This window comes from Millisia brevis NBRC 105863 (genome assembly GCF_001552615.1).
Lineage (GTDB): Bacteria > Actinomycetota > Actinomycetes > Mycobacteriales > Mycobacteriaceae > Millisia > Millisia brevis.
The window spans coordinates 161,762-188,322 of the sequence record NZ_BCRN01000011.1 but is presented as its reverse complement, the minus strand read 5'-3'; the positions used below and the strand labels follow the sequence as shown (position 1 = coordinate 188,322).

Below are 26,561 nucleotides of genomic sequence, written 5' to 3'. Positions count from 1 at the left end.
CGCCGCCGGGTGGATCCGTCGCACGAACGATGCGGATCATCCCTGCGACGGACCGGGAATTCGATCCCGCGGCCGATGTGTCCGCGCAGGTCACGGACCTACCGTCGAGGCCATGACCACCACTACGACCCTGGCGACCGCCGTGGAGATGCGCTCGGTCCGGCGCATCTACGGCGACGAGTCCCGACCGATATACGCACTGCGCGACGTGAACCTGGACCTGCGACGCAGCGAATTCACCGCGATCATGGGGCCGTCCGGGTCGGGCAAATCGACGCTGATGAACGTGATCGCCGGACTCGACGAGGTCTCCGCCGGCGATATCCGCATCGACGGGCGGTCGATCGTCGGCATGGACGACACCGCGCGCACCGTCCTGCGGCGCCGCGCCATCGGCTTCGTCTTCCAGTCGTTCAACCTCGTGCCGACGCTGACCGCGGACGAGAACATTCGACTGCCGTTCCTGCTGGCCGGTATTCGCCCGGACGACGCGGTCGAGGCGTGGATCGCGCACCTGATCGAGACGCTCGGCCTGACCGACCGGCTGCACCATCTGCCGGCGCACCTGTCCGGTGGGCAACAGCAGCGGGTGGCGATCGTCCGAGCGCTGGCGGGCCGGCCGTCGATCATCCTGGCCGACGAACCCACCGGTGCCCTCGACACCCGCACCGCCCGAGAGGTGCTGACGCTGTTGACGTTGGCCGCCCGCGAATACGAACAGGGCATCGCGATGGTGACCCACGACCCGGTGGCCGCCTCCTACGCCGATCGGGTGCTGATGCTGGCGGACGGTCGGATCGTCGGCGAGTACCGCGGCCTCGATCCGCGGCGCATCTCCGAGCTGATCATCGCGCTGCAGGAGCCGACCGCATGAGGGCTACCGACAGCAGACTGGTCGTCGGGTCGTTGCGGGAGCTGTCCACCGTCGCGGTTGTCGTCGGCCTCGGCACCGCCTACGCGGTCACCCTCCTCGGGGTCAGCGACATCCTCACCCGGGTCGGCGAAGCCGAAGGCGAACAGCTCGGGTCGGCCCTCGACATCGTCGCCGGGGTCTTCATCGCGATCGCGCTGTTCGTCTCGGCGATCGTCATCACCTCGGGCATCGACACGGTGATCGCCGGTCGCCGCCGGCAGCTGACGCTGCTGCGGTTGGTGGGCGCCTCCGCCCGGCAACTGCGCGTCGCGGTGGCCCGCGCGGTCGGGACGGTCGCGGTGATCGGTGCCGTCGCCGGGATGATCCTCGGCGCCGCGCTGACCGCGCTCGGGCGCACCCTGCTGGTGCGCGGCGGGCGCATCCCCGACCTGCCGTACGCCACCGTTCCCCTCGGCGCGCCGGCCGCAGCGATCGCGATGGTCGCCGCCGCGGTGATCGCGACGCTGATCGGTACCCGCACGGTGCTCGGATCGCTCGCGGTCGGCCCGACTGTCGGGTTCGAGCGGCCCGGCCGCGGCCGCGCCGTCGCGGCGGTCCTGGTGGCGGCGGCGTCGGTGGCCGTCCTGGTCGCCGCCTGCGTACGCGGGGAGCAGGGGCAGTCGGACGGCTTCGTGCTCGCCTTCCTCGGCAGCATGCTGCTGGCGATCGCGGTGCTCACCGGCGCGCGGTACGTCGTGCCGACGGCCGTTCGTCTGGTGGGGGTGGTTCTCGGACGCGGTCCCGCCGGACTGGTCGCCCGCCGCAACGCGGTCGCCGATCCGGCGCGCACCACCCGGTCGACGATCGGCCTGCTGATCGGGGTCACCCTGGTCACCACGATCGCGGCCGGCATGTACTCGCTGCAGGGCGCGATCTCCGGTGCGGACGGGCTCGATGCGCAGCAGTCGGGTGAGAGCGCCCGGATCCTGTCGATCGTCACCGCGGTGCTCTTGGCGATGGTCGCGATCTCCGCGGTGATCGCGGCGGTCGGCTTCGTGTCGACCATGTCGTTGACGGTGATCACCCGCACCCGCGAGATCGGGATGCTGCGGGCGATGGGCTTCACCTCGGCGCAGGTCCGATCGATGATCACCCGCGAGTCGATCGCCCTGTCCGCGGCGGCGGTCGGTGCGGGTCTGATGCTCGGCATCACGCTCGGCGCCGTCGGCACCCAGTCGCTGGTGGGATCGAACGTCGAGGGCGTGACGATCGGGCTGCCGCCGGCCACCCTGGCGGTGATCGTCGTGGCCACCACGGTCCTGGTGCTGGTGGCGTCGGTGCCCCCGGCGCGCCGGGCGGTTCGGGTGTCGCCGGTCGACGCCCTCGCGACCGTCTGACTGTCGACCGACCGGTTCTCGAACGCCCGTGCGAGCCGTCCTTCGGGTGGGCCCCGGTGCCCGGTGACTGTAGCGCTCGCCGCCGCAAATACGATGGCTAGATTCGGGGTCTGTATGCGGCGGACCCGTCGAAGGTCGTCCGCGACCGGATGCACGCATCCGGGCATGTCCGGGCGACCGTCGGCGTGCGCTGCGCGATCCCCGTACGCGATCGGTGACGGAGGGAATCGGATTGATGGTTGACGGCGGCGCTCACGGCACCGGCGACGCGGGAGCGGGCGACAGCGGCCACTCCCCGAACGCTCTGCCGGGGGTGCGAGACGTTCCGCGACTGGTCGCGGAACTGGCCGAGAGTCAGCCGGACCGTGCGGCGTTGTCGCAGGGTGACATCGTTGTCACCTACTCCCAGTTCCACGAACAACTCGTCGCCTTCGACGCGTCGATGGGCGGCGCGCTCGACGCCGAGTCGCTGGTGCCGGTCGTCGTGTCCACCGTGCTTCCCGATCTGGTCGCCGCCGGCGGCGATGGTCTGGGCCGAGCGATCGACGATCTGCGCGCCGACCTGGCCGAGGCGCTCGCCGGCACCGCGGGCGCCCCCGCACAGTCCCCGGACACGCTGCCCGCGCTCTTCCGGGCCGGGGTGGAGCAGTTCCCGGACGCGATCGCGCTCGAATTCGGCGACGAGACCCTCACCTACGACCAGTTCGCCGGCCGCGCCCGGGCGCTGGCCCGTCGGCTGATCGCGCTCGGCGTCGGCCCCGAGGTGCGCGTCGGCCTGTCGATCCGCCGGTCGTTCGAACTGCTGATCGGCATGTACGCGATCGTCGAGGCCGGTGGCGCCTATGTGCCGATCGACCCCGACCAGCCGGCCGACCGCGTCGGCTACATCCTGTCGATCGCGACGCCGCCGTTGGTGCTGACCACCGCCGCCGATCGGTCCGCCGGACTCGACGCCGCCGTCGCCGAGCACCCGTCGATCACGGTGCTCGAGATCGACGCCGCGACCGACGCCGCGGCCGCCGATGCCGAGCCGATCACCGACGCCGAGCGACTCGGCCCGCTGCTGCCGGAGCACACCGCCTACGTGATCTTCACCTCCGGTTCGACCGGCCGCCCCAAGGGCGTCGCGGTCCCGCACCGGGCGATCGTGGCGAACCTGCGGTGGCGCCAGAACCGCTACCGCTTCACCCCGGACGACGTGATCATCCAGAAGACGCCGTTCACCTTCGACGTATCGGTCTGGGAGTTCTTCTGGACCCTGCAGGTCGGCGCGCGGCTGTTCATCGCCCCGCCGGACGCCCACCGGGACCCCGAGGTGCTCGCGACGCTGATGGCGCGGCGATCGGTGACCGTGGCCCACTTCGTACCCTCGATGCTCGCGGTTTTTGTCGCCGAACCGGCCGCCGCCGCGATCGACTCGCTGCGCATGGTGATCGCCTCCGGTGAGGCGCTGCCCGCGCACACCGCCGCGCGGCTGCGCGAGATCTCCACCGCCGCGCTGCACAACCTCTACGGACCGACCGAGGCCGCGGTCGACGTCACCCACCACGAGGTGACCGCCGCCGACGCCACGTCGGTACCGATCGGCAAGGCGGTCCCCGAGACCGGCCTGCTCGTCCTCGACGATCGCCTGCGCGCGGTCCCGCCCGGCGCCCCCGGCGAGCTCTATCTGACCGGTATCCAGCTCGCCCGCGGCTATGTCGCCCGCCCGGACCTCAGCTCGGACCGCTTCGTCGCCGACCCGACCTCGCGCGCCGGCGGCCGGATGTACCGCACCGGCGACCTGGTCCGCCGACGCCCGGACGGCACCCTGGACTACCTGGGCCGCACCGACTTCCAGGTCAAGCTGCGCGGCCTGCGGATCGAACTCGGCGAGATCGAGTCGGCGCTCACGGCCGTACCCGGCATCGAACAGGCCGTCGTGATCGCGCACTCCTCGGAGCGCGGCGACCATCTGGTGGCCTATATCGTCACCGATCCCGGCGTCGCCTTCGAGCGTCGATCGGTGATCGCCGCCCTCGGCAAGCGGCTGCCGGACTATATGGTCCCGGCGATCTACATGCCGCTGCAGGAGATCCCGCTCAACGCCAACGGCAAGGCCGATCGCGGCGCCCTGCCGGAGCCGGACTTCTCCGCGGCGGTGCGCGAATACCGCGCGCCGTCCACCGATACCGAGCGCGCTATCGCCGGCGTCTTCGCGGAGATCCTGGGCGTCGACCGGGTCGGCCTGGACGACGACTTCTTCGAACTGGGCGGCAACTCGCTGTCCGCCACCCGGGTGATCTCGCGGGTGAACGCGGGCTTCGGTGTCCGCCTGGACGTGCGCGGCTTCTTCGACGCGCCGTCCGTGGCCGAACTGGCCGCGGCCACCGACGTCGCCGTGGCGTCCGGCGGACCCGGAGTGGCCCCGCTCGCCCCGCGCGAGCGGGGTGAGCGCATCCCGCTGTCGTTGGCTCAGCAGCGGATGTGGTTCCTCAACCGCTTCGACGTCACCAGCGCGGTCAACAACATTCCGGTGGTCGTGAGACTGTCCGGGCTGCTGGACCGTCGCGCCATGCAGGCCGCGATCGGCGATGTCATCGAGCGGCACGAGTCGCTGCGCACGATCTTCCCCGAACACGAGGGCGTCGGGCATCAGGTGATCGTGCCCGCCTCGCACGCGGTACCGCAGCTGTCGCCGGAGGCGGTGTCCGAAGCCGAGGTGGTCGACCGGGTGCGCGACGTCGTGCGCCGCGGATTCGACGTCGCCCTGGAGACACCGTTCCGGGTGGCGTTGTTCGAAGTCGGTCCGCTCGAGCACATCCTGGTGCTCGTCGCGTACCACATCAGCGCCGACGGTTTCTCGATGGCGCCGCTGGCCCGCGACGTGATGACCGCCTACGCCGCCCGCACCGCCGGCCACGCGCCCGGCTGGGAGCCGCTCGCGGTCCAGTACGCCGACTACACGCTGTGGCAGCGCGAGGTCCTCGGTGCGCCGGACGACGCCGACTCGGTGTTGAGCCGCCAATTGCAGTACTGGCGTGACGAATTGGCCGATCTGCCCGACCAGATCGACCTGCCCGCCGACCGTGCCCGGCCCGCGATCGCCACCAATCATGGTGCGGCGGTGTCCTTCTCGGTCGACGCGGTGCGCCACGGTCGACTGCTGGCTATGGCCCGCGAGAAAAACGCCAGCCTGTTCATGGTGGTGCACGCCGCCCTGGCGACCGTCCTGGCGCGGCTCTCCGCCGGCGACGACATCGTCGTGGGTACCCCGATCGCCGGACGCGGCGAGGAGGCGCTCGACGACCTGGTCGGCATGTTCGTCAACACCCTGGTGCTGCGGCTGCGAGTCGACGCGGGGGAGTCCTTCGCCGCCCTGCTCGACCGGGCGCGCACCGTGGACCTCGGCGCCTTCGGCAACGCGGATGTGCCCTTCGAGTACCTGGTCGAAGACCTCGACCCGCCGCGCTCGCAGGCCCGTCACCCGCTCTTCCAGGTGATGCTGTCGTTCCAGAACCAGCAGATGCCCGCCCTCGAACTCGACGGTCTGTCGGTCGAGGTGGTCGCCCTCGAGGAGGACCAGTCCCGCGTCGACATCCAGGTCACGCTGATCGAGCAGACCACCGAGACCGGGGAACCGGCCGGCCTGGCCGCGACGATCGCGTACGCCACCGACCTGTTCTCCGCCGACACGATGCGCAGCTTCGCCGACCGGCTCGTCCGGGTCCTCGGCGCCGTCCTCGACGACCCGACCGTGGTGGTCGGCGACATCGACCTGCTCGACACCGCCGAGTCGACCGCCGTGCGCGCGGACGCCGACGGCGGGGACCACCCCGTCCCCGACCGCAGTGTCATCGAACTGTTCCTCGACCGGGCCGCCGCGACCCCCGATGCCGTCGCCCTGCGCCACGAGGGCTCCTCGATCACCTTCGCCGAGCTCGCCGGGCGGGTCACCGCCCTGGCCGCGCGTCTGCGCGACGCCGGAGTCGGCCGGGAAAGTGCTGTGGCGCTGGTGATTCGACGGTCACCCGAATGGGTGACCGCCATGCTCGCCACCATGGCCGCCGGCGGCGCCTATGTGCCGATCGACCCGGACCACCCGGCGGATCGCATCGCCTACGTCCTCGAGGCCGCCGCCCCGACGGCCGTGCTGGTCACCGCGGACACCGCCGCGATCGTGCCCGCGACGGCGACGATCCTCGACGTCGCGGCCGCGCCGGACACGTCGGCCGAACCGTCCGCGATCCCGGTGCAGATCCTGCCGGATCAGGCCGCCTACCTGCTGTTCACCTCCGGGTCGACCGGCAAGCCCAAGGGCGTGGTGATCTCGCACCGCTCCCTGGTCAACCAGATCGCCTGGATCGCCGACCGGTTCGCGGTCAACGCCGACGACGTCGTGCTGTTCAAGACCCCGGCGACCTTCGACGTGTCGCTGTGGGAGCTGTTCTCCGCGTTGTGCTTCGGCGCGCGCCTGGTGGTCGCCTCCCCGGACGGCCACCGCGACCCGGCCTACCTGCAGCAGGTGATCGCCGACGAGGCGGTCACGCTGACCTCGTTCGTCCCGTCGATGCTCGCCGCCTTCGGCGCGGGTGTCGACCCGGCCGCGATCACCTCGCTGCGCGCCGTGCTCGTCGCCGGTGAGGCCTTCGACGCGGAAACCTTGCGGACGCTGTCCGCGGTCTCGAACGCCAAGGTCCACAACCTCTACGGGCCGACCGAGTTCACGGTGCACGCCACCGAATTCGAGGTCGACGGCCCGGTGGAGCGGGCGGTGCCGATCGGTCGGCCGGTGTGGAACTCGCGCGCCTACGTCCTCGACGCCCGGCTGCACCCGGTCGCCAATGGCGTCCCGGGAGAGCTCTATCTGTCGGGCACCCAGGTGGCGCGGGCCTATCACGGCCGCGGCGACCTGTCGGCCGAACGCTTTGTCGCCGATCCCTTCCGGACCGGCGAGCGCATGTACCGCACCGGCGATCTCGTGGTCCGGCGCGGCGACGCCGGAGTTCTGACCTACCTTGGCCGCACCGACTTCCAGGTCAAGCTGCGGGGCCAGCGCATCGAGCTCGGCGAGATCGAGGCCGCGCTGCTCGCGCAGCCGTCGATCACCCGCGCGGTGGTCACGCTGGTCTCCGGCGACCTCGGCGGCCGCCTGGTCGGCTACGTGGTGCCCGCGGCGAACGCGGTCGTCGACGAGGCGGCCGTGCTGTCGGCGGTGCGCGCGGTGGTGCCGTCGTATATGGTGCCCGCCCAACTGGTGGTGCTCGAGGCCTTCCCGCTCAACGCCAGCGGCAAGCTCGACCGGCGCGCCCTGCCGATCCCGACCTTCGAGGTGCGCGACTTCCGGGCGCCGAGCGGTCCGATCGAGGAGATCGTCGCCGGAGCGTTCGCGCAGGTCCTCGGTATCCCGCGAATCGGCGCCGACGACAACTTCTTCGACCTCGGCGGCAACTCGCTGACCGCCACCCAGCTGGTGTCGCGGCTGAGCGCGGCGCTCGGCACCACCGTGCCGGTGCGGCTGGTCTTCGACTCGTCGAGCGTGCGCGAACTGGCGGCCGTGGTCGATGCCGCCCCGTCGCAGGACCGTCCGGCGCTGGGTGCCTACCCGCGCCCGGAGCGCATCCCGCTGTCGGCGGCCCAGCAGCGCATGTGGTTCCTCAACCGCTTCGACTCCTCGTCGGTCGCCTACAACATGGCCGTCGCGCTGCGGCTGAGCGGCGACCTGGACGTCGAGGTGCTGCGCGCGGCGATCGGTGATGTCGTCGAGCGGCACGAGGTGCTGCGGACGGTGTACCCGGAGCACGAGGGTGTCGGCTATCAGCGGATCCTGCCCGCGGCATCGGTGCCGATCGAGCTGACCGCGGTCGACGTGGCCGCCGATCGGATCGAGGCGCTGGCGCTCGAGGCCTTCGAGACGTCCTTCGACGTGCGGTCCGAGGTGCCGCTGCGGGTGCGGCTGCTGCGTCCGGACGGCTCGCCGACCGAACACGTGTTGATCATGGTGGTCCACCACATCGCCGCCGACGGCTTCTCGATGGGGCCGCTGACCCGCGATGTGATGATCGCCTACGAGTCCCGCCGACGCGGTGAGGCGCCGCAGTGGCCGCCGCTGGTCGCGCAGTACGCCGATTACTCGCTGTGGCAGCGGGAGGTGCTCGGCGACGAATCGCAGGAGCAGTCGCCGGCCGCTCGGCAGATCGACTACTGGCGTACGACATTGGCGAATCTGCCGGAGCAGCTGAACCTGCCGGCGGATCGTCCGCGCCCGGCCGTCGCCGGAAACCACGGTGGCGCCGTGCCGTTCGCCATCGATGAGCAGGTCCACGCCGGCCTCGAGCGGTTGGCCCGCGACCGGGGCGCCACCGTCTTCATGGTGGCCCATGCCGTCTGGGCGGCGCTGCTGGCGCGGTTGTCGGCGAGCAGCGATATCGCGATCGGTACCCCGATCCTCGGCCGCCCCGATGCCGCCCTCGAGGATGTCATCGGCATGTTCGTCAACACCCTGGTGTTGCGTACCGACGTCGAACCGCAGATGTCCTTCGACGACCTGATCGCGCAGACGCGCGACGTCGACCTGACGGCCTTCGCGAACGCCGATGTGCCGTTCGAGCGGCTGGTCGAGGTACTCAACCCGGTCCGTTCGACCGCCCGGCATCCGCTCTTCCAGGTCGCCCTGTCGTTCCAGAATCTGCCGCAGACCCGCTTCGAGCTGTCCGGGCTCACGGTCAGCCCGATCGTCGCCGATGCGGAGATCTCGCAGTTCGACCTGCACCTGATGTTGACCGACACCCACGCCGCCGACGGTGCGGCGTCCGGGATCACCGGCCGATTGACCTACGCCAGTGAGCTTTTCGATCGGTCCACCGCTGAGGCGATCGCCGGCTACTACGCCACCGTGCTCGCGGCGCTCGTCGCCGAGGGCGGCTCGGCGCGCGCCGTCGGCGATATCGACATCCTGACCGCCGCCGATCGCGAGCGCATCGTGGAGCGGGTCAACGCCACCGATCACCGGTGGCCCGCCGACGCGCCGACCACGCTGGCCGATGTGCTGCGTCGCCGCTTCGACGACTCGGCCGACCGCCCGGCGATCACCTCCGGCGGTCGCACGATCGACTACGGGCAGCTGCGTGCGGCGGTCGAACCGATCGCGGCCGGACTGCGCGATCGTGGTGTCGGGCCGGAGGTTCCGGTCGCGATCGCGATCCCGCGCAGCGTCGAGCTGGTGGTCGCGATGTACGCGATCACCCTCGCCGGCGGCGCCTACCTGCCGATCGATCCGGCCCAGCCGGTCGAGCGGCTCGAGCGCATCCTGGCCACCGCCGGGGCGACGATCGTGCTGACCGTCGACGGCGTCCGGCTGCCGGACCTCGGCGACCGCGAGGTGCTGACCCTCGCGGCGGCGCCGGCCCCCGGTGGGGCCGCCCTCGCCGAGGTCGCGGTCGACCCGAGCAATGCCGCCTATGTGCTGTTCACCTCGGGTTCGACCGGCACGCCCAAGGGGGTGACGCTGCCGCACCAGGCGGTGGTCAACCAGTTGCTCTGGATGACTGACTATTTCGACCAGTCCGCCGACGACGTCGTGCTGCTGCATACCGCCGCGACCTTCGACCTGTCCGTCTGGCAGTTCTGGTCCGCGGTCTTCTGCGGCGGCCGACTGGTGATCGCCGACGCCGAGGCGAGCGGCGACCCGGAAGCGCTGGCGACCCTGCTGCGCGACGAGTCGGTCACCACCCTGTCGTTGGTGCCCTCGGCCTTGCAGGCCCTGCAGACCACCGACACCCAGCCCTACGGTCCGGCGCTGCGGCGCATCCTGTCGATCGGCGAGGCGCTGCCGGCCGATACCGCCGTCCGCCACCTGGCCGACGGCACGGGCGAGCTGTTCAATCTCTACGGGCCGACCGAGGCCGCGGTCTCGGTGACCCGCATCCCGATCACCGCGGCCCCCGCCGGGCCGTTCGCGTCGATCGGTTCTCCCGAATTCAACTGTCGGGTCTACGTTCTCGACAGCCAACTGCGCCCGGTCCCCGAGGGGGTCGTCGGTGAGCTGTACATCGCGGGCGGCCAGCTCGCCCGCGGCTACGCCGCCGCGCCGGCGCTGAGTTCCGAACGATTCGTCGCGAGCCCCTTCGTCGCGGGCGAGCGGATGTACCGCTCGGGTGACCTGGTCACCTGGCGACGCGGCGCCGACGGCGAACTCGACTTCGTCGGCCGCGCCGACTTCCAGGTCAAGCTGCGCGGTTTCCGCATCGAGCTCGGCGATATCGAAGCGGCACTGCGGGCGGCGCCGGGCGTGGTCGACGCCGCGGCGACCGTCTTCTCCGGCGACCTCGGCGATCGGCTGGTCGGCTACGTCGTCCCGCGCCCGGGCGGCGCGCTCGACCTCGAGGCGATCGACGCATCCCTGCGCGCGGCGATCCCGTCGTACATGGTCCCCGAGTCGATGATGATCCTCGACGCCCTGCCGCAGAACAGCAACGGCAAGGTCGACCGCAAGGCGCTGCCCGCGCCGGTGCATCGGGAACGCGAATTCCGGGCGCCGCAGACCCACATCGAACGGGTGGTCGCCGACGTCTTCGCCGAGTTGCTCGGCCGCGATCGCGTCGGCCTCGACGACGACTTCTTCGAGCTGGGCGGCAACTCGCTGATCGCCACCCGACTGGTCTCCCGACTGGGCAACGAGCTGCACACCACCGTCGCGGTGCGCACCGTCTTCGAGGCGCCCGACGTCGAACACCTCGCCCGACTGCTCGAGCCGACCGTGGGCAGCGGCTCGCGGCCGGTGCTGCGTCCGGTCCGTCGCCCGCAGCGGATCCCGCTGTCCCCGGCGCAGACCCGGATGTGGTTCCTCTCCCGCCTCGACACCGAGTCGGGGATCAACAACATCCCGGTCGTGTTGCGGCTGACCGGTGAACTCGACGCGCCCGCGCTCAACGCGGCGGTCGCCGATGTGGTGGCCCGGCACGAGTCGCTGCGCACGGTCTATCCGGAGCTCGACGGGGTCGGCCACCAGGAGATCCTCGATGTCGATGACGCCCGGGTGCCGCGGCTGCGGCACGAGACGGTCTCGGCGGCGGAGGTCTCCGACGCGGTGACCGCCGCGCTGGCGGAGGGCTTCGATGTCACCGCCGCGGTACCGATCCGGGTGACCGCCTTCGAGGTCACGCCCACCGATCACGTCCTGGTGCTGGTGGCGCATCACATCGCGGCGGACGGCTTCTCGATGGAGCCGCTGACCCGCGACATCGTGATCGCCTACGCCGCGCGCCATTCCGGCGTCGCGCCGCAGTGGACGCCGCCGGCGGTGCAGTACGCCGACTACGCGGTCTGGCAGCGGTCGCTGCTCGGCGACGAGACCGATCCGCAGTCGATGGCCGCCCAGCAGGTGGCCTACTGGCGCGATCGCCTCGCCGGAGTCCCGGACGAGGTGGGCCTGCCGCTCGACCGCCAGCGGCCGCTGGTCGCGTCCGGCCGCGGCGCGTCGGTGCGATTCGACGTCGACGCCGGCGTCGTCCAGGGCGCCCGCGAGGTGGCCCGGGAATTCGGTGCCACCGAGTTCATGGTGATGCACGCCGTCCTGGCCACCCTGGTCGGACGGCTGTCCGGCAGCGCCGACGTCGTGGTCGGCACCCCGGTCGCCGGTCGCGGTGAACGCGCCCTCGACGACGTGGTGGGCATGTTCGTCAACACCCTGGTGTTGCGCACCGCCATCGACCCGAACCGTTCCTTCGGTGAACTGCTCACCGAGGCCCGCGAGGCGGATCTCGGTGCCTTCGGCAACGCGGACATCCCGTTCGAGCGGCTGGTGGAGGTGCTCGACCCGCCGCGTTCGCGCGGGCGGCATCCGCTCTTCCAGGTGGCGTTGGCCTTCCAGAACCTCGGCGGCGACACCTTCGAGGTGCCCGGGCTGTCGGTGACCGCGCCGGAGATCTCGGAGCCGGCCGCCAAGTTCGACCTGCAGGTCACCGTGGCCGATACCGCCGCAGGCGGCTGGGCGATCGAATTGATCTACGCCACCGATCTGTTCGATCGGGCGACGATCGAGTCCTTCGGTCGCCGGCTCGAGCTGCTGCTGCGGGACGTGCCGGGCCAGGCGAAGACCCCGGTCGGCGACCTGAACATCCTGCTGCCCGGCGAGGCCCGCGAACTCACCGCTGCGGTCGGCGCCGGCGGGTGGGCGGACGAGACGCTGCTCGATCTGCTCGCCGCCCCCGCCGCCGACGCTCTCGCGCTGATCGACGGCGACGTCGAGGTGACCTACGGCGGGCTGCGGGAGTCCGCGCATCGCATCGCCCGGTACCTGTGGACGATCGGCGTGCGGCCCGGCGATGTCGTGCCGATCGCGCTGCCGCGCTCGGTCCGGCTCGCCGAGGCGATCTGGGGCGTGCTCGCCGCGGGCGCCACCTTCGTCCCGATCGATCCGAGCTATCCGGCGGATCGCATCGCGCATATGGTGTCGGACTCCGGTGCGACCGTGGGGATCACCTCGCTCGCCCACCACGACGAGGTCGCCGCCGCGAGCGGTGCAGCCGTGCGTTGGACGGTGCTCGACGACGCCGATGTGCTCGACGCGATCGCCGCCCTGTCGGGTGCCGCGATCGACGACGCCGAGCGCGGCGTGGCGATCCTCTCCGGTCGCCGGGCGTACATGATCTACACCTCCGGTTCGACCGGTCGCCCCAAGGGCGTCGCGGTCAGCCATCGCGGCGTGGCGAGCCTGGTCGCGGATCTGCGCGACCGGATCGCCGTCGACGAGCGGTCGCGGGTGCTGGCGGTGTCCTCGCCGAGCTTCGACGCGTCGATCCTGGAGTTGGGGATGATGCTCGCCGGCGTTGCGCCGCTGGTGATCTCGCCGGCCCGCGTCTACGCCGGGGCCGAGCTGACCGACCTGATCGCAGCCTCGGGGGTGACCCATGCCTTCATCACCCCGGCGGTGCTCGCGTCGATGGACCCGGCCGCGGTACCGGATCTGCGCTGGCTGCTCGCCGGCGGCGAGGCGGTACCCGCCGAGCAGGTCGCGCGTTGGGCGCCCGGCCGCAACCTGCTCAACGTCTACGGACCGACCGAGACGACCGCCGTCTCGCTGGCCTCCGAACCGCTGACGGCGCGGTCCGGCGCGGTCCCGGTCGGCCGGCCGATGCGCGGCGTGCTGGCGGTGGTCCTCGACGACCGCCTGCAGCCGGTGCCCTTCGGTATCGCCGGTGAGCTCTACCTGTCGGGGCCGGGCGTCGCGCTCGGCTACCACGGGCAGCGGTCGCTGACCGCGGAGCGCTTCGTCGCCAACCCGTTCCGCGACGCCGACGGCCCGCTCGGCGGGCCGCGGCTCTACCGCACCGGCGACATCGTCCGCTGGGTGGCGAACCCGAACGACGGGGACGACAGCGTCGACGGCCGTGTCCTCGACTACCTGGGCCGCTCCGACGACCAGATCAAGATCCGCGGTCTGCGCATCGAACTCGGCGAGATCAGCTCGGTGCTGGCCGCCGCGGACGGGGTGGCCACTGCCGTGACCCTGGTACGCGAGATCGACTCCGCCGGAGAACAACTGGTCGGCTACGTGGTGCCCGAACCGGGAGCCCGCCCCGAGCCGAGCCGACTGATCGCCGAGGCCACCGAGCACCTGCCCGGCTATATGGTCCCGGCGGCGGTCGTGGTCGTCGAGTCGATTCCGGTGACCGCGAACGGCAAGATCGACCGGGCGGCGCTGCCGATCCCGCAGATCACCGCCCGCGACTTCCGGGCCCCGGTCGGCCCCGCCGAACAGATCGTCGCGGGCATCTTCGCGGAGGTCCTCGGCCGCGAACGCGACGGTGCTCCGGTCGGCGCGGACGACGACTTCTTCGACCTCGGCGGCAACTCGCTGGTCGCCACCCGATTGGCCGCACGCCTCGGCGAGGCCTTCGGCACCACCGTCCCGGTGCGGGTGATCTTCGAGGAATCGACCGTCACCGCCCTGGCCGAGCGCGTCGCGCCGACCGCCGGCAGCGGCCGAGTCGAACTGACCGCGCGCCCGCGCCCGGAACGAATCCCGCTGTCGTACGCGCAGAACCGGATGTGGTTCCTGGGGCGCTTCGACGCGACCTCCGGTGCGAACAACATCCCGGTCGCCGTCCGGCTGACCGGGATGATCGACCCGGCGGTCTTCGCCGAGGCGGTCGCCGACGTCGTCGCCCGCCAGGAGATCCTGCGGACGATGTACCCGGAGCACGACGGGGTCGGCTACCAGCTGATCCTGCCGGCCGACGATCCGCTCGTGCCGACCCTCCGGGTCCGCACGAGCAGCCCGCAACGGGTCCACGACGACGTCGTCGCGCTGATGTCCGAGGGCTTCGACGTGACCGCCGCCGTGCCGGTGCGCGTCGCGCTGCTGGAGGCCGCGGTCGACGAGTACGTCCTGGTCGTCGTCGCGCACCATATCGCCGCCGACGGGGTCTCGATGGGACCGCTGACCCGGGATCTGGTGGCCGCCTACGCCGCCCGCGCCGCGGGGCTGACCGATGACCGCCCGGCGCCCGCGGTGCAGTACGCCGACTTCGCGCTCTGGCAGCGCGACTACCTCGGCGACGAGGCGGATCCGGACTCGGTGATCGCCGACCAGATCGCCTACTGGCGGCGCACTCTCGAAGACCTGCCCGAGCAGCTCGACCTGCCCGCGAGCAAGCCGCGACCGGCCGAGTTCTCCGGTCGCGGGGCATCGAAGCGGCTGTCGCTCGACGAGACGATCCGGGCGGGCGTCGAGGCGCTGGCCCGCAGCCGCGGCGTCACCCCGTTCATGGTGGTGCACACCGCGCTGGCGATCACCCTCTCGCGCCTGGGCTCGAGCCGCGATGTGGTGATCGGTTCGCCGATCGCCGGTCGTGGCGAACGCGCCCTCGACGAGCTGATCGGCATGTTCGTCAACACCCTGCTGCTGCGCACCGCCGTCGCCCCCGGCGACACGGTGACCGAGCTGCTCGCCCGCGTGCGCGACGCCGACCTCGGCGCCTTCGGGCACGCCGACGTGCCGTTCGAGCGTCTGGTCGAGATCCTCGATCCGCCGCGCTCGCCCGGCCGCCACCCGCTCTTCCAGGTCGCCCTGTCGTTCCAGAACATGTTCGGCGACGTCGACATCGAGCTGCCGGGGCTGACGGTCTCGGCGATCGAGGACCCGGTCGCCTTCGCCCGGTTCGACCTGCAGGTAACGATCGGTGAGACCGCCGTGAACGCCAACGCGCGCGGCTCCTATGTGGTCGACCTGACCTACGCGGCGGACATCTTCGACGACGTCGACATCGACGCCTTCGCCCGCCGATTCGAGCGGGTCCTGCGCGCGGTGATCGCCGAGCCGTCCTCGACGGTCGCCGCGATCGAACTGCTCGAGCCGGCCGAACTGACCGCGCTGACCACCCGCCGCGGCGACGGCTGGTGGGACCACGAGACGCTGCCCGCGCTGCTGGCTGCCGCGGTCGAGATCGACCCGGACGCACCGGCGGTCGTGCTCGGTGACCGGTCCGCCGGTTCCACCCCGGCTCAGGTGTCGTTGACCTACGACGAACTCGACATGTGGACCTCGCGCATCGCGCGGATGCTGATCGAGCGCGGCGCGTCGACCGAGACGTTCGTCGCGATCGGCATCACCCGGTCGATCGAGTCGGTCGCCGCGGTGTGGGCGGTTGCAAAAACCGGTGCGGCGTTCGTGCCGGTCGACCCGAACTATCCGGCCGACCGTATCGCCCACATGCTCACCGATTCCGGTGTGCGCCTGGGTATCACCACCTCCCGGTTCGCCGACGCGCTGCGCCCGGCCGCCGACACCGAGTGGATCGTGCTCGACGACCCGCAGATCGAGAGCCGGCTCGCGGCACTGTCGGACGATCCGATCAGCTACGTCGATCGGCTGCTGCCGATCTCGTCGCAGGCCGTCGCCTACGTCATCTACACCTCCGGCTCGACCGGTCTGCCCAAGGGCGTCGAGGTCACCCACAGCGGGCTGGTCTCGCTGGCCGAGGAGATGCGCGAGCGGTTCGTCGTCGACGAGCGGTCGCGCACCATGGCCTTCTCGTCGCCGAGCTTCGACGCCTCGATGCTCGAACTGCTGCTCGCCGTCGGCTCCGGCGCGGCGATGGTGATCGTTCCCGACACCGTCTACGGCGGACGGGAACTGACCGAGGTGCTCGCCGACGGTGGGGTGACCCATGCCTTCATCACCCCGGCCGCCCTGCAGTCGATGGATCCGGGCGACCTGCCGCGGATCGAATCGATCATGGTCGGTGGCGAGGCCTATCCGATCGACGTCATGGTGCGGTGGTCCCGCGGACGGCGTTACTTCAACGTCTACGGACCCACCGAGGCAACGATTCTCGCCACCAGCTCGCGACCGCTGGTCGAGGGCGACCCCATGCCGATCGGCGAGCCGCTGCGCGGGGTGACCGCCCTGGTCCTCGACGACGGCCTGCGTCCGGCGCCGGTCGGTGTCGCCGGCGAGCTCTACCTCGCCGGACCGGGCGTCGCTCGCGGCTATCACGACCGCCCCGGCCTGAGCGCCGAGCGGTTCGTCGCCAATCCCTTCCCCGTCGGCACCACCGAGGGCGATCGGATCTACCGCACCGGTGACGTGGTCCGCTGGATCGTCGATGCCGACGGTTCGCTGCAGCTGGACTACGTGCGCCGAGCCGATACCCAGGTCAAGGTCCGCGGCTTCCGCATCGAGCTCGGCGAGATCGACGCCGAACTGGTGCGCCACCCGGCGGTCGAGTTCGCCACGACGGTCGTCCACCGCGGCGCCGACGACACCGCGACCCTGGTGTCGTATGTGGTGCCGCGCGCCGGGGCGTCCGTCACGGCGGACGAGCTGATCGACGCCGTCTCCGAACGCCTTGCCGCGCATATGGTTCCGTCTGCGATCATGGTGCTCGACGAGATGCCGCTCACCGCGAACGGCAAGATCGACCGCCGCGCGCTGCCGGAGCCGACGTTCACCGCCGGACGGTTCCGGGCGCCGGAGACGGCGACCGAGGTGACCGTGGCCGGTGTCTTCGCCGAGGTACTCGATCGCGAGCGGATCGGCCTGGACGACGACTTCTTCGCCATCGGCGGCAATTCGCTGATCGCCACCCGCCTGTCGGCGCGCCTGAGTGACGCCCTCGGGGTGCGGGTCGGTGTGCGCACGGTCTTCGAGAACCCGACCGTCGAGGCCCTGGCCGCGCACCTCGCGCACGCCGAGGCCGGGGTGGCGGTGCCGGCGCTGGTCGCCGGACCGCGCCCGGCGCAGATCCCGCTGTCGTCGGCGCAGAACCGGATCTGGTTCCTCAACCGCCTCGACCCGACCTCCGCGATGGAGAACATCCCGATCGGGCTGCGCCTGATCGGCGACCTCGACGTCGATGCCCTGCGCGCCGCGTTGAGCGATGTGGTCGAGCGGCAGGAAACCCTGCGCACCTTCTACCCGCAGGTCGACGGGGTCGGCCACCAGGTGGTCCTGCCCGTCGACGACGAGCGGGTACCGCATCTGGTTGTCGAGGATCGCACCGGAGCCGACCCGACCGCCCGGGTGGTCGACCTGGTCACCACCGGGTTCGACGTCACCACCGAGGTGCCCGCGCGGGCACATCTGCTGCGGGTCGGCGACGACGAACATCTGCTGGTGGTCGTGGTCAACCACATCGCCGGCGACGGTTCCTCGATGGTGCCGCTGACCCGGGATGTGGTGGTGGCCTATGAGGCTCGCCGCCAGGGGACCGCCCCCGGCTGGGCGCCGCTGACGGTGCAGTACGCCGACTACACCCTGTGGCAGCACGCCGTCCTCGGCGACGATGCCGATCCGACCTCGACCGCCGCCCGGCAGATCGGCTACTGGCGGCAGCGATTGGCCGGTATCCCCGACGAGGTGGCCCTGCCGACCGATCGGCCGCGGCCGCTGGTCGCGACCGGGCGCGGCGGTGCGGTGCGCTTCGACCTCCACACGGACGTCGTCGACCGGGTGCACGCCCTCGCGCGGCAGCTCGGCGTTTCCGAGTTCATGGTCGTGCACGCGGCATTGGCGGTGCTGATCGGCCGGCTGTCGAACGCGGCCGACGTCGTGATCGGCACCCCGGTCGCCGGTCGCGGCGAACGCGCCCTCGACGACCTGGTCGGCATGTTCGTCAACACCCTGGTGCTGCGTACCGGGATCGACCCGACCGCCGGATTCGCGGACGCGGTTGCCGTCGCCCGCGACGCCGACCTCGGGGCCTTCGCCAACGCCGACGTTCCCTTCGAGCGGTTGGTCGAGGCGATCGACCCGCCGCGTTCGCAGGGCCGTCATCCGCTCTTCCAGGTGGCGCTGTTCTTCCAGAACCTCGGGGTCACCGACCTCGAGCTGCCGGGCCTGCGGATCGAGGGGTTGACCGCGGACGCCGAGATGGCGCGCTTCGACCTGCAGCTGACCGTCGTCGAGCAGACCCTCGCGGGCGGCGACGGCTGGTCGGTGCAGTGGACCTACGCCACCGATCTGTACGACGAGGCGTCGGTGATCGGTCTGCAGCAGCGGTTCGCCGCGCTGCTCGCGGCGGTCACCGCGCAGCCCGACGCGGCGGTCGGTGATATCCCGCTGCTACTCGACGGGGAATGGGCCGATTCGGTATCGCTGTGGGGCGGTGCGCCTTTGGTGGTGCCTACCGTGGTGACCGTCGCCGAGACCGGCGCGCTGCTGCCCGGTGGTGACGCCTCGGCGCCCGCGCCGATCGACAAGGCCCCGGCGGCCGGCTTCATCGGCGCCGGCGATGTGCTCGCCGGCTTCCGCGGGTGGGTCGAGCGGACCCCCGACGCGCCCGCGCTGATCACCGACGACGGTGCGACGCTGACCTATGCGCAGCTGGGGGAGCGGGTCGGCCGCCTGGCCCGCCTGCTGGTCTCCCTCGGCGTCGAGGCCGAGGTGCCGGTGGTGCTCGGCCTGCGCCGCGGCGTCGACCTGGTGGTCGGCATGTACGCGGTGCTCGAGGCCGGCGGCGTCTTCGTCCCGATCGACCCGGACCATCCGGCCGATCGGGTGCGGTTCGTGCTGTCGGTGATCGGGGAGTCCGCGACCGTGCTGTCGTCGTCGGACCTCGGCTTCGCCGAACGCTTCGACATCGACCCGGCCCGGGTGATCGCTATCGACACCCCGGCGGCGACCGCCGCGGTACCGGCCGATCGCGGGCTGCTGACCGCCGCGGAGCGCACGGGTGCGCCGGCCGGATCGGCCGGCGCCTATGTGCTGTTCACCTCCGGATCGACCGGCAAGCCGAAGGGTGTCGTCGTCTCCCGCGAGGCGATCGTCAACCAGATGCTGTGGATCGCGGATGAATTCGCGTTCGCGCCGGAGGACATCTACCTGCAGAAGACGCCGGTGACCTTCGACGTGTCGATGTGGGGCTATCTGGTCCCGCAGGCGACCGGCGGCTCGGTGGTGCTCGCCTCGCCCGAGGGGCATCGCGACCCGCTGTACCTCGCCGGACTGGTCGATCGGTTCGCGGTGACGCTCACCGACTTCGTGCCCTCGATGCTGGTGGTCTTCGCGCAGACGGTGAAGGGGCCGGACGCGCGCCGGCTGCTGGGTTCGCTGCGCGACGTCCTGGTGATCGGCGAGGCGCTCTCGGTCGAGGCGGTGCGCGCCTTCACCGAGGTCGCCGCCGCACGGGTGTGGAATGTCTACGGCCCGACCGAGGCCGCGGTCTCGGTGACCTGGGCGCCCGCGGAGGGCTCCGGCTCCGGTGCGGTGTCGATCGGCGTCGGTGAATCCGGTGTGCGGTTGTACGTGCTCGACGCGCGACTGCATCCGGTGCCCGTCGGGGTTCCCGGCGAGCTCTACCTCGGCGGCGTTCAGGTCGCCCGCGGCTACCTCGGCCGGCCGGGTCTGTCGTCGGAACGCTTCATGGCCGACCCCTTTGCCGCCGGTGCGGACGCCCGCGCGGTCTCGGGTATCGCCGGCGAGCGCATGTACCGGACGGGCGATGTCGTGGTGCGCTCCGCCGCCGGTCTGGAATACGTGGGGCGCAGCGACTTCCAGGTCAAGCTGCGCGGCCAGCGCATCGAACTCGGCGAGATCGAGTCGGTCCTGCTCGGTATCGACGGGGTGGCCGCCGCGGTGGTCACCGTGGTCGGCTCCGGCGGCGCGGAACGGTTGATCGGCTACGTGGTCGGCGAATCCGGCTCGGCGCCGGTCGAATCGGAACTGGTGCGCACCTCCGGCGACGCGCTGCCCGGCTACATGGTGCCGGACCGCATCGTCATCCTCGACGCCTTCCCGCTCAACGTCTCCGGCAAGGTCGACCGGGCGGCGCTGCCGGTCCCCGACGCCGTCGTCCGGGAATTCCGCGGTGCGGTCACCCCGGTCCAGGAGATCGTCGCGGGCATCTTCGCCGACGTGCTCGACGCCGAACGGGTCGGTCTCGACGACGAGTTCTTCTCCCTCGGCGGCAACTCGCTGCTCGGCATGCGGGCGGTCGCGCGGCTCTCGGAGGCCTTCGGGGTCCGGGTGCCGGTGCGGGTGCTGTTCGAGAACGCCACGGTCGCCGGGGTCGCCGACGCGGTCACCGGCCTGGCCGGCGGCACCGGTGCGGCGCCGCTGACCGCCGGGGAGCGGCCGGACACGATCCCGTTGTCCTATGCCCAGCAGCGGATGTGGTTCCTCAACCGCTTCGACGAGCGGTCCGCGGCCTACAACCTGCCCGCCGCGATCCGGCTGACCGGCAACCTCGACGTGGCCGCCCTGCGTGCGGCGGTCAACGACGTCGTCGCCCGGCACGAGGTGCTGCGCACGGTGTACCCGGAGGTCGAGGGGACCGGTGTGCAGGTGATCACCTCGATCGACCACGCGCGCATCGATCTGGACGTCGACGAGATCGACGAGGCGGACCTGGTCTCCGCGGTCGGCGCCATCGCGACCGCGCCGTTCGACGTCACCACCGATACGCCCCTGCGGGCCAAGCTGTTCCGGGTGAACGGCGAGCGCGGCGCCGGAGCGGACGAGTACATCCTCGTCTTCGTGGTGCACCACATCTCGGCCGACGGATCCTCGCTGGGACCGCTGACCCGCGATGTGATGGTCGCCTACGAGTCGCGCCGTCGCGGCGAGGACCCGGCCTGGCAGCCGCTCGAGGTGCAGTACGCCGACTACACGCTCTGGCAGCGTGCCGTGCTCGGTTCGGAAACCGATGCGGCATCGGTGATCTCCGCGCAGATCGACTTCTGGCGCGGGGCGCTGGCCGGGGTGCCCGATCAGCTCGATCTGCCGACCGACCATCCGCGCCCGGCGATCCAGACCCTGTCCGGACGTTCGGTCGAGTGGTCGATCGACGCCGACCTGCACGCCCGGCTCGTCGCCGCCGCGCAGGCCCGCGGTGCGACGCTGTTCATGGTGATCCACAGCGCCTTCGCGGCGTTGCTGGCTCGACTGTCCGGCAGCGACGACATCGCGATCGGCACCCCGATCGCCGGGCGCGGCAATGCGGCGCTCGACGATCTGATCGGCATGTTCGTCAACACCCTGGTGCTGCGTACCCGGGTCGACGCGGCGGAGCCCTATGCAGCGCTGCTGGCCCGCACCCGCGAGGCCGACCTGTCGGCGTTCGCCAACGCGGACGTGCCCTTCGAGCGTCTGGTGGAGGTGCTCGCGCCGGAGCGGTCGACCGCCCGGCACCCGATCTTCCAGGTGGGCCTGTCCTTCCAGAACCTGACGGCGACCCGGCTCGAACTGCCGGATCTGACGGTCTCGGCGGTCGAGGCCGACTTGGGGACCTCCCAGTTCGACCTGCACCTGATCGTCGGCGATACCTATGCGCCGGACGGTTCGGCCCGCGGCGTCTCCGGTGTGATGACCTATGCGACCGATCTGTTCGACGAGTCCACCGTGCGCACCATGCTCGATCGGCTCACCCGGGTGCTGGTGGCGGTGGTCGCCGATCCGACCGTGGCGGTCGGGGATATCGAGATCCTCGACGCCGACGAGCGGCGCGCCCTGGAGACCTCCAACGACACCGGACACGACCTCGGTGCCGATGCGACCGCCACCCTCGCCGGGCTGTTCGAGCGGACCGTCGCCGCCCACCCGGCGCAGCCGGCGCTGATCACCGACGACACCCGGATCGACACGATCACCTTCGCCAGGCGGGTGCGGCGATTGGCCCGCCTGCTGATCGATCGTGGTGTCGGACCGGACGTTCCGGTCGCCGTCGCGATCGAACGCGGTATCGACCTGGTGACCGGGATGTACGCGATCGTGCTCGCCGGCGGCGCTTATGTGCCGATCGAACCGTCGCAGCCGACCGACCGCGTGCGGGCGATCGTCGACGGGGCGCATCCGCAGCTGCTGCTGGTGGCCGCGGGCGGCGATACCGCCGAGCGGGTCGGCTATCCGACCGACCGCGTCATCGCGGTCGACACCGTCGCCCTCGACGGCTGGTCGGACGCCCCGGTCACCGACGCGGACCGGATCGCGCCGCTCGACGCGCAGCACCTGGCCTACGTGATCTTCACGTCCGGCTCGACCGGTGTGCCCAAGGGTGTCGCCCTGCCGCACGCCGCGGTGGTCAACCAGATGCTCTGGAACCGTGACTACTTCGGCCTCGACGCCGACGATCGGGTCCTGCTGAAGACCGCGGCGACCTTCGACCTGTCGGTCTGGGAGTTCTGGGCGTTGGCCGTCTACGGTGCGGCCCTGGTGATCGCCGCACCCGGTGGTCAGACCGACCCGGCGTACCTCAACGCGGTGATGCGCCGCGAGGCGGTCACCACCCTGCACGTGGTGCCGTCGATGTTGCAGGCGTTGACGATCGACGGCGACCTGCCGACCGATCTGCGACACGTCCTGGCGATCGGCGAGGCGCTGCCCGCGGCGACCGCCCAGCAGTACCGCGCCGCCGGCTCCGGCCGGCTGTACAACCTGTACGGGCCGACCGAGGCCGCCGTCTCGGTGACCGTGCATCCGGTCGGGGACACCGACACCTCGGTCGTGCCGATCGGTGTGCCCGAGTGGAATACCGCGGTGCGGGTCCTCGACGCACGTCTGCGGCCCGTTCCGGTCGGGGTGCCGGGCGAGCTCTATCTCGCCGGCGTTCAGTTGGCGCGCGGCTACCACGGACGGACGGATCTGACCGCGGACCGCTTCGTCGCCGACCCGTACGCCGGTCGGGACGACGTCACCGCGCCGGGCACCCGGATGTACCGCACCGGCGACGTCGTGATCCGCACGGCCGGCGGCGCGCTCGAGTACGTCGGGCGTTCGGACTTCCAGGTGAAGGTGCGCGGCTTCCGCATCGAGCTCGGCGATATCGAGACCGCGCTGACCGCGGGACCGGACATCGCCTCGGCGGCGGTGCTGCTGCACACCGACCGCGCGGGGGAGCGGCTCGTCGGCTACGTCGTCGCCCACCCGGGCGGGTCGATCGACACCGCCGCCACGCTCGACGCACTGCGCAAGGCGTTGCCGTCGTACATGGTTCCGGCGGTCCTGGTCGTCCTGGACACCCTGCCGCTCAACCCGAACGGCAAGCTCGATCGCGCCGCCCTGCCGGCGCCGCCGATCGAAAAAACGCAGTACCGCGCCCCGACGACCGCCAAGCAGATCGTCGTGGCCACCGCCTTCGCCGAGGTCCTCGGGGTCGGCGAGGACGCCGCGGACGACGAGGTCGGCGGGGACGGCCGCACCGGCGTCGGACTCGACGACGACTTCTTCGCCCTGGGCGGCGACAGCATCGCCTCGATCCGCCTCGTCGCGCGGGCTCGCGCGCTGGGGCTGACCCTGCGGCCGGCCGACGTCTTCGAGCGGCGCACCGTCGAGGGGATCGCCGCCGCGGCGACCGAGGGCGTCGCGTCGTCGACCGACCCGCAGGCCGACATCACCGTCGAGGTCGGCGAGGCCGAACGCGAGCGGTGGGCGCTGCGATACCCGACGCTCCAACACATCTGGCCGCCGGCGCCGCTGCAGGCGGGCCTGGCCTTCCACGCGCTGATGAGCGACGACGGGCCGGACGCGTACACGATGCAGGCGGCGGTCGATCTGACCGGAACCGTCGACGTCGACCGCATGCACGCCGCGGCGGCGGCGCTGCTCGACCGGCACGAGAACCTGCGCGCCGCGTTCGTGCTCGACGACGCCGGCCGCACCGTGCAGCTGATCGTGCGCGATATCGACCTGCCGTGGACGTATCTCGACGCGCGCGAGCAGAGCGACCCGGAGGCGGCCGCCGCCGCGGCGACCGCGGCCGACGTCGCGCGCGGCTTCGACCTGGCGACCCCGCCGCTGGTGCGGATGTCGCTGATCCGCCTCGCCGACGACCGGTATCAACTCGGGATCACCGTGCACCACGTGGTGATCGACGGCTGGTCGATGCCGATCCTGCTGCGCGACCTGTTGGTGCTCTACGCCGCCCGGTCCCACGCGGCGGCGCTGCCCTCGCCGGCGAGCTATGGCTCCTTCCTGCGGTGGCTCGACGCCCGCGATCGGGAGGACTCGCTCGCGGCCTGGCAGCGCGCGCTCGACGGCACCACCGAGCCGACCCTGCTCGCCCGCCGCGAGGCGACCGGCGACGGTGTCGTCGAGAGTCGGGACGTCGTGCTCGACGCCGAGACCACCACCGCCCTGGCCGCTTTGGCCGCCGAACTGGGCGTGACGGTCAATACGATCGTGCAATCGGCCTGGGGTGTGCTGCTCGGTCGAACCGTCGGCCGCACCGACGTGGTGTTCGGCTCGACGGTCTCCGGCCGGCCGGCGGAACTGCCCGACGCCGATTCGATCGCGGGCCTGTTCATCAACACGATCCCGGTTCGGGTCCACCCGCGGTCCGGAGCGACGATCGCCGAGGTGATCCGCGAGGTCCAGACCGACTCGACCGCACTGCTCGAGCACCATCACATCGGGCTGCCCGATATCGTCCGGGCCGCCGGCGCGGGCGCGGGCTTCGACACGTTGTTGGTGTACGAGTCGTACCCGATCGACGCGTCGACGATCGAGACCGCCGGCGCCGACATCGACGGCATGACCGTCGCCGGCGTCGACCTGCGCGACGGCTCGCACTACCCGCTGACGATCCTGATCGCTCCCGGCGAGCGGATGCGGGTGCGGTTGAAGTGGCAGACCACCGTGATCGACTCCGCCGAGGCCGTGGCGCTCGGCGAGCGTCTCGCCCGGGTCCTGCGGGCCTTCGTCGCCGACCCCCGGGCGGCCGTCGAGGACATCGCCCTGGTCGACGCCGCCGAGATCGCCGCGATGAGCGCCGCCGCCGCGCACGTGCCGATCGCGGAGACCACCCGCACGACGATCGCCGCCGCATTGGCGGAGATGGTCGAGACCGATCCGGACGCGCCGGCGGTCGTCCTCGGTGAGAGCGATCTGACCTACGCCGACATCGACGCCGGCTCGTCGCGCCTGGCGCGTGCGCTGATCGATCGGGGGGTCGAACCCGGATCGCGCATCGCGGTGGCGATCGACCGGACCCCGCGAACGGTCGAACTGCTGTGGGCGCTGGCGAAGATCGGGGCCGCCATCGTGCCGTTGGAGGGCTCCGCCGCGACGATCAGCGGTCCGGACCACCCGGTCGACCTGCTGATCATCGACTCGGCCCGGCAGGCGGCGATCGCGGCCGACGCCGGCGCCTCCCGGTGGGCCGATGCGCGGCTGCTGCTCGACGACCCGGAGTTGGTCGCCGAGACGGCCGGAAGGTCGGCAGCGCCGATCAGCTACGCCGACCGCGGCAGCCGACTCGAACCCGAGGAGCCGTTCCTGATCACCGCGACCGGCCGGACGTTCAGCCGGGCGGAGGCGATGGGGGTGGTCGATGACCTGCGCGAGCGGTTGGCCGTCGACGAGCAGTCCCGCACCTTCGGCGCGGCGGGTCCGGTCGCGGCGGCGTTCGAGATGTTCACCGCGGCGGTATCGGGCGCGGCGGTCGTGCGCGCGGACGAACCGGTCGCCGACGGGACCGCCCTGATCGACGTGCTGGTGGAGGAGTGGGTGACCCACGCCTTCGTACCGATCGGTCTGCTCGGCGACGACCCGAGCGAGGCGGAGGATCTGACCGCCGTCGTGGCGGTCGGGTCCGGACCGATTCCGGCGCGGTGGAGTGCCGACCGCACGGTGTTGCGGGCGGCGACGGACGGGGATTGGCCGGCGGAACGGACCTGATCCCGAAGGCGGCGGTCGGCGCCGGAGCGCGCCCGACCGCTACAGGTTGACGACCACGTCATCAGACGTGTCACTCCTGTCCCGGGCCGCGGAACGGTAACAAAAACCGGGCGGCCCGCGAGGTTTGCTGTGGGTGGTCGGACCTAGACTGCCCAAGTGCAGCGCGCCGAAAGGCGACAAACATCCCCGTGGTGACCGCGGGGGCGGAAGGACTCCT

General features: G+C 71.7%; 3 protein-coding genes. All 3 read left to right on the top strand.

Annotated elements, in window-relative coordinates; genetic code table 11:
- The first annotated feature begins 112 nt into the window (after window positions 1-112).
- On the top strand, window positions 113-874 hold the full coding sequence (locus MB1_RS16330) for an ABC transporter ATP-binding protein (RefSeq protein ID WP_066909489.1): 762 nt from the start codon (window positions 113-115) through the stop codon (window positions 872-874).
- On the top strand, window positions 871-2,250 hold the full coding sequence (locus tag MB1_RS16325) for an ABC transporter permease (protein WP_066909486.1): 1,380 nt from the start codon (window positions 871-873) through the stop codon (window positions 2,248-2,250). Before MB1_RS16330 ends, MB1_RS16325 begins: the two co-directional genes overlap by 4 nt.
- 235 nt (window positions 2,251-2,485) lie before the next feature.
- Window positions 2,486-26,344 (top strand): non-ribosomal peptide synthetase, encoded by a 23,859-nt coding sequence (locus tag MB1_RS16320; RefSeq protein WP_066909483.1) that lies wholly within the window; start codon window positions 2,486-2,488, stop codon window positions 26,342-26,344.
- Window positions 26,345-26,561 lie beyond the last annotated feature (217 nt).

What these genes read in the sequence shown, in the direction of transcription:
- MB1_RS16320 (WP_066909483.1), top strand. Translation starts at nt 2,486, where the DNA reads ATGGTTGACGGCGGCGCTCACGGCACCGGCGACGCGGGAGCGGGCGAC.
- MB1_RS16330 (WP_066909489.1), top strand. Translation starts at nt 113, where the DNA reads ATGACCACCACTACGACCCTGGCGACCGCCGTGGAGATGCGCTCGGTC.
- MB1_RS16325 (WP_066909486.1), top strand. Translation starts at nt 871, where the DNA reads ATGAGGGCTACCGACAGCAGACTGGTCGTCGGGTCGTTGCGGGAGCTG.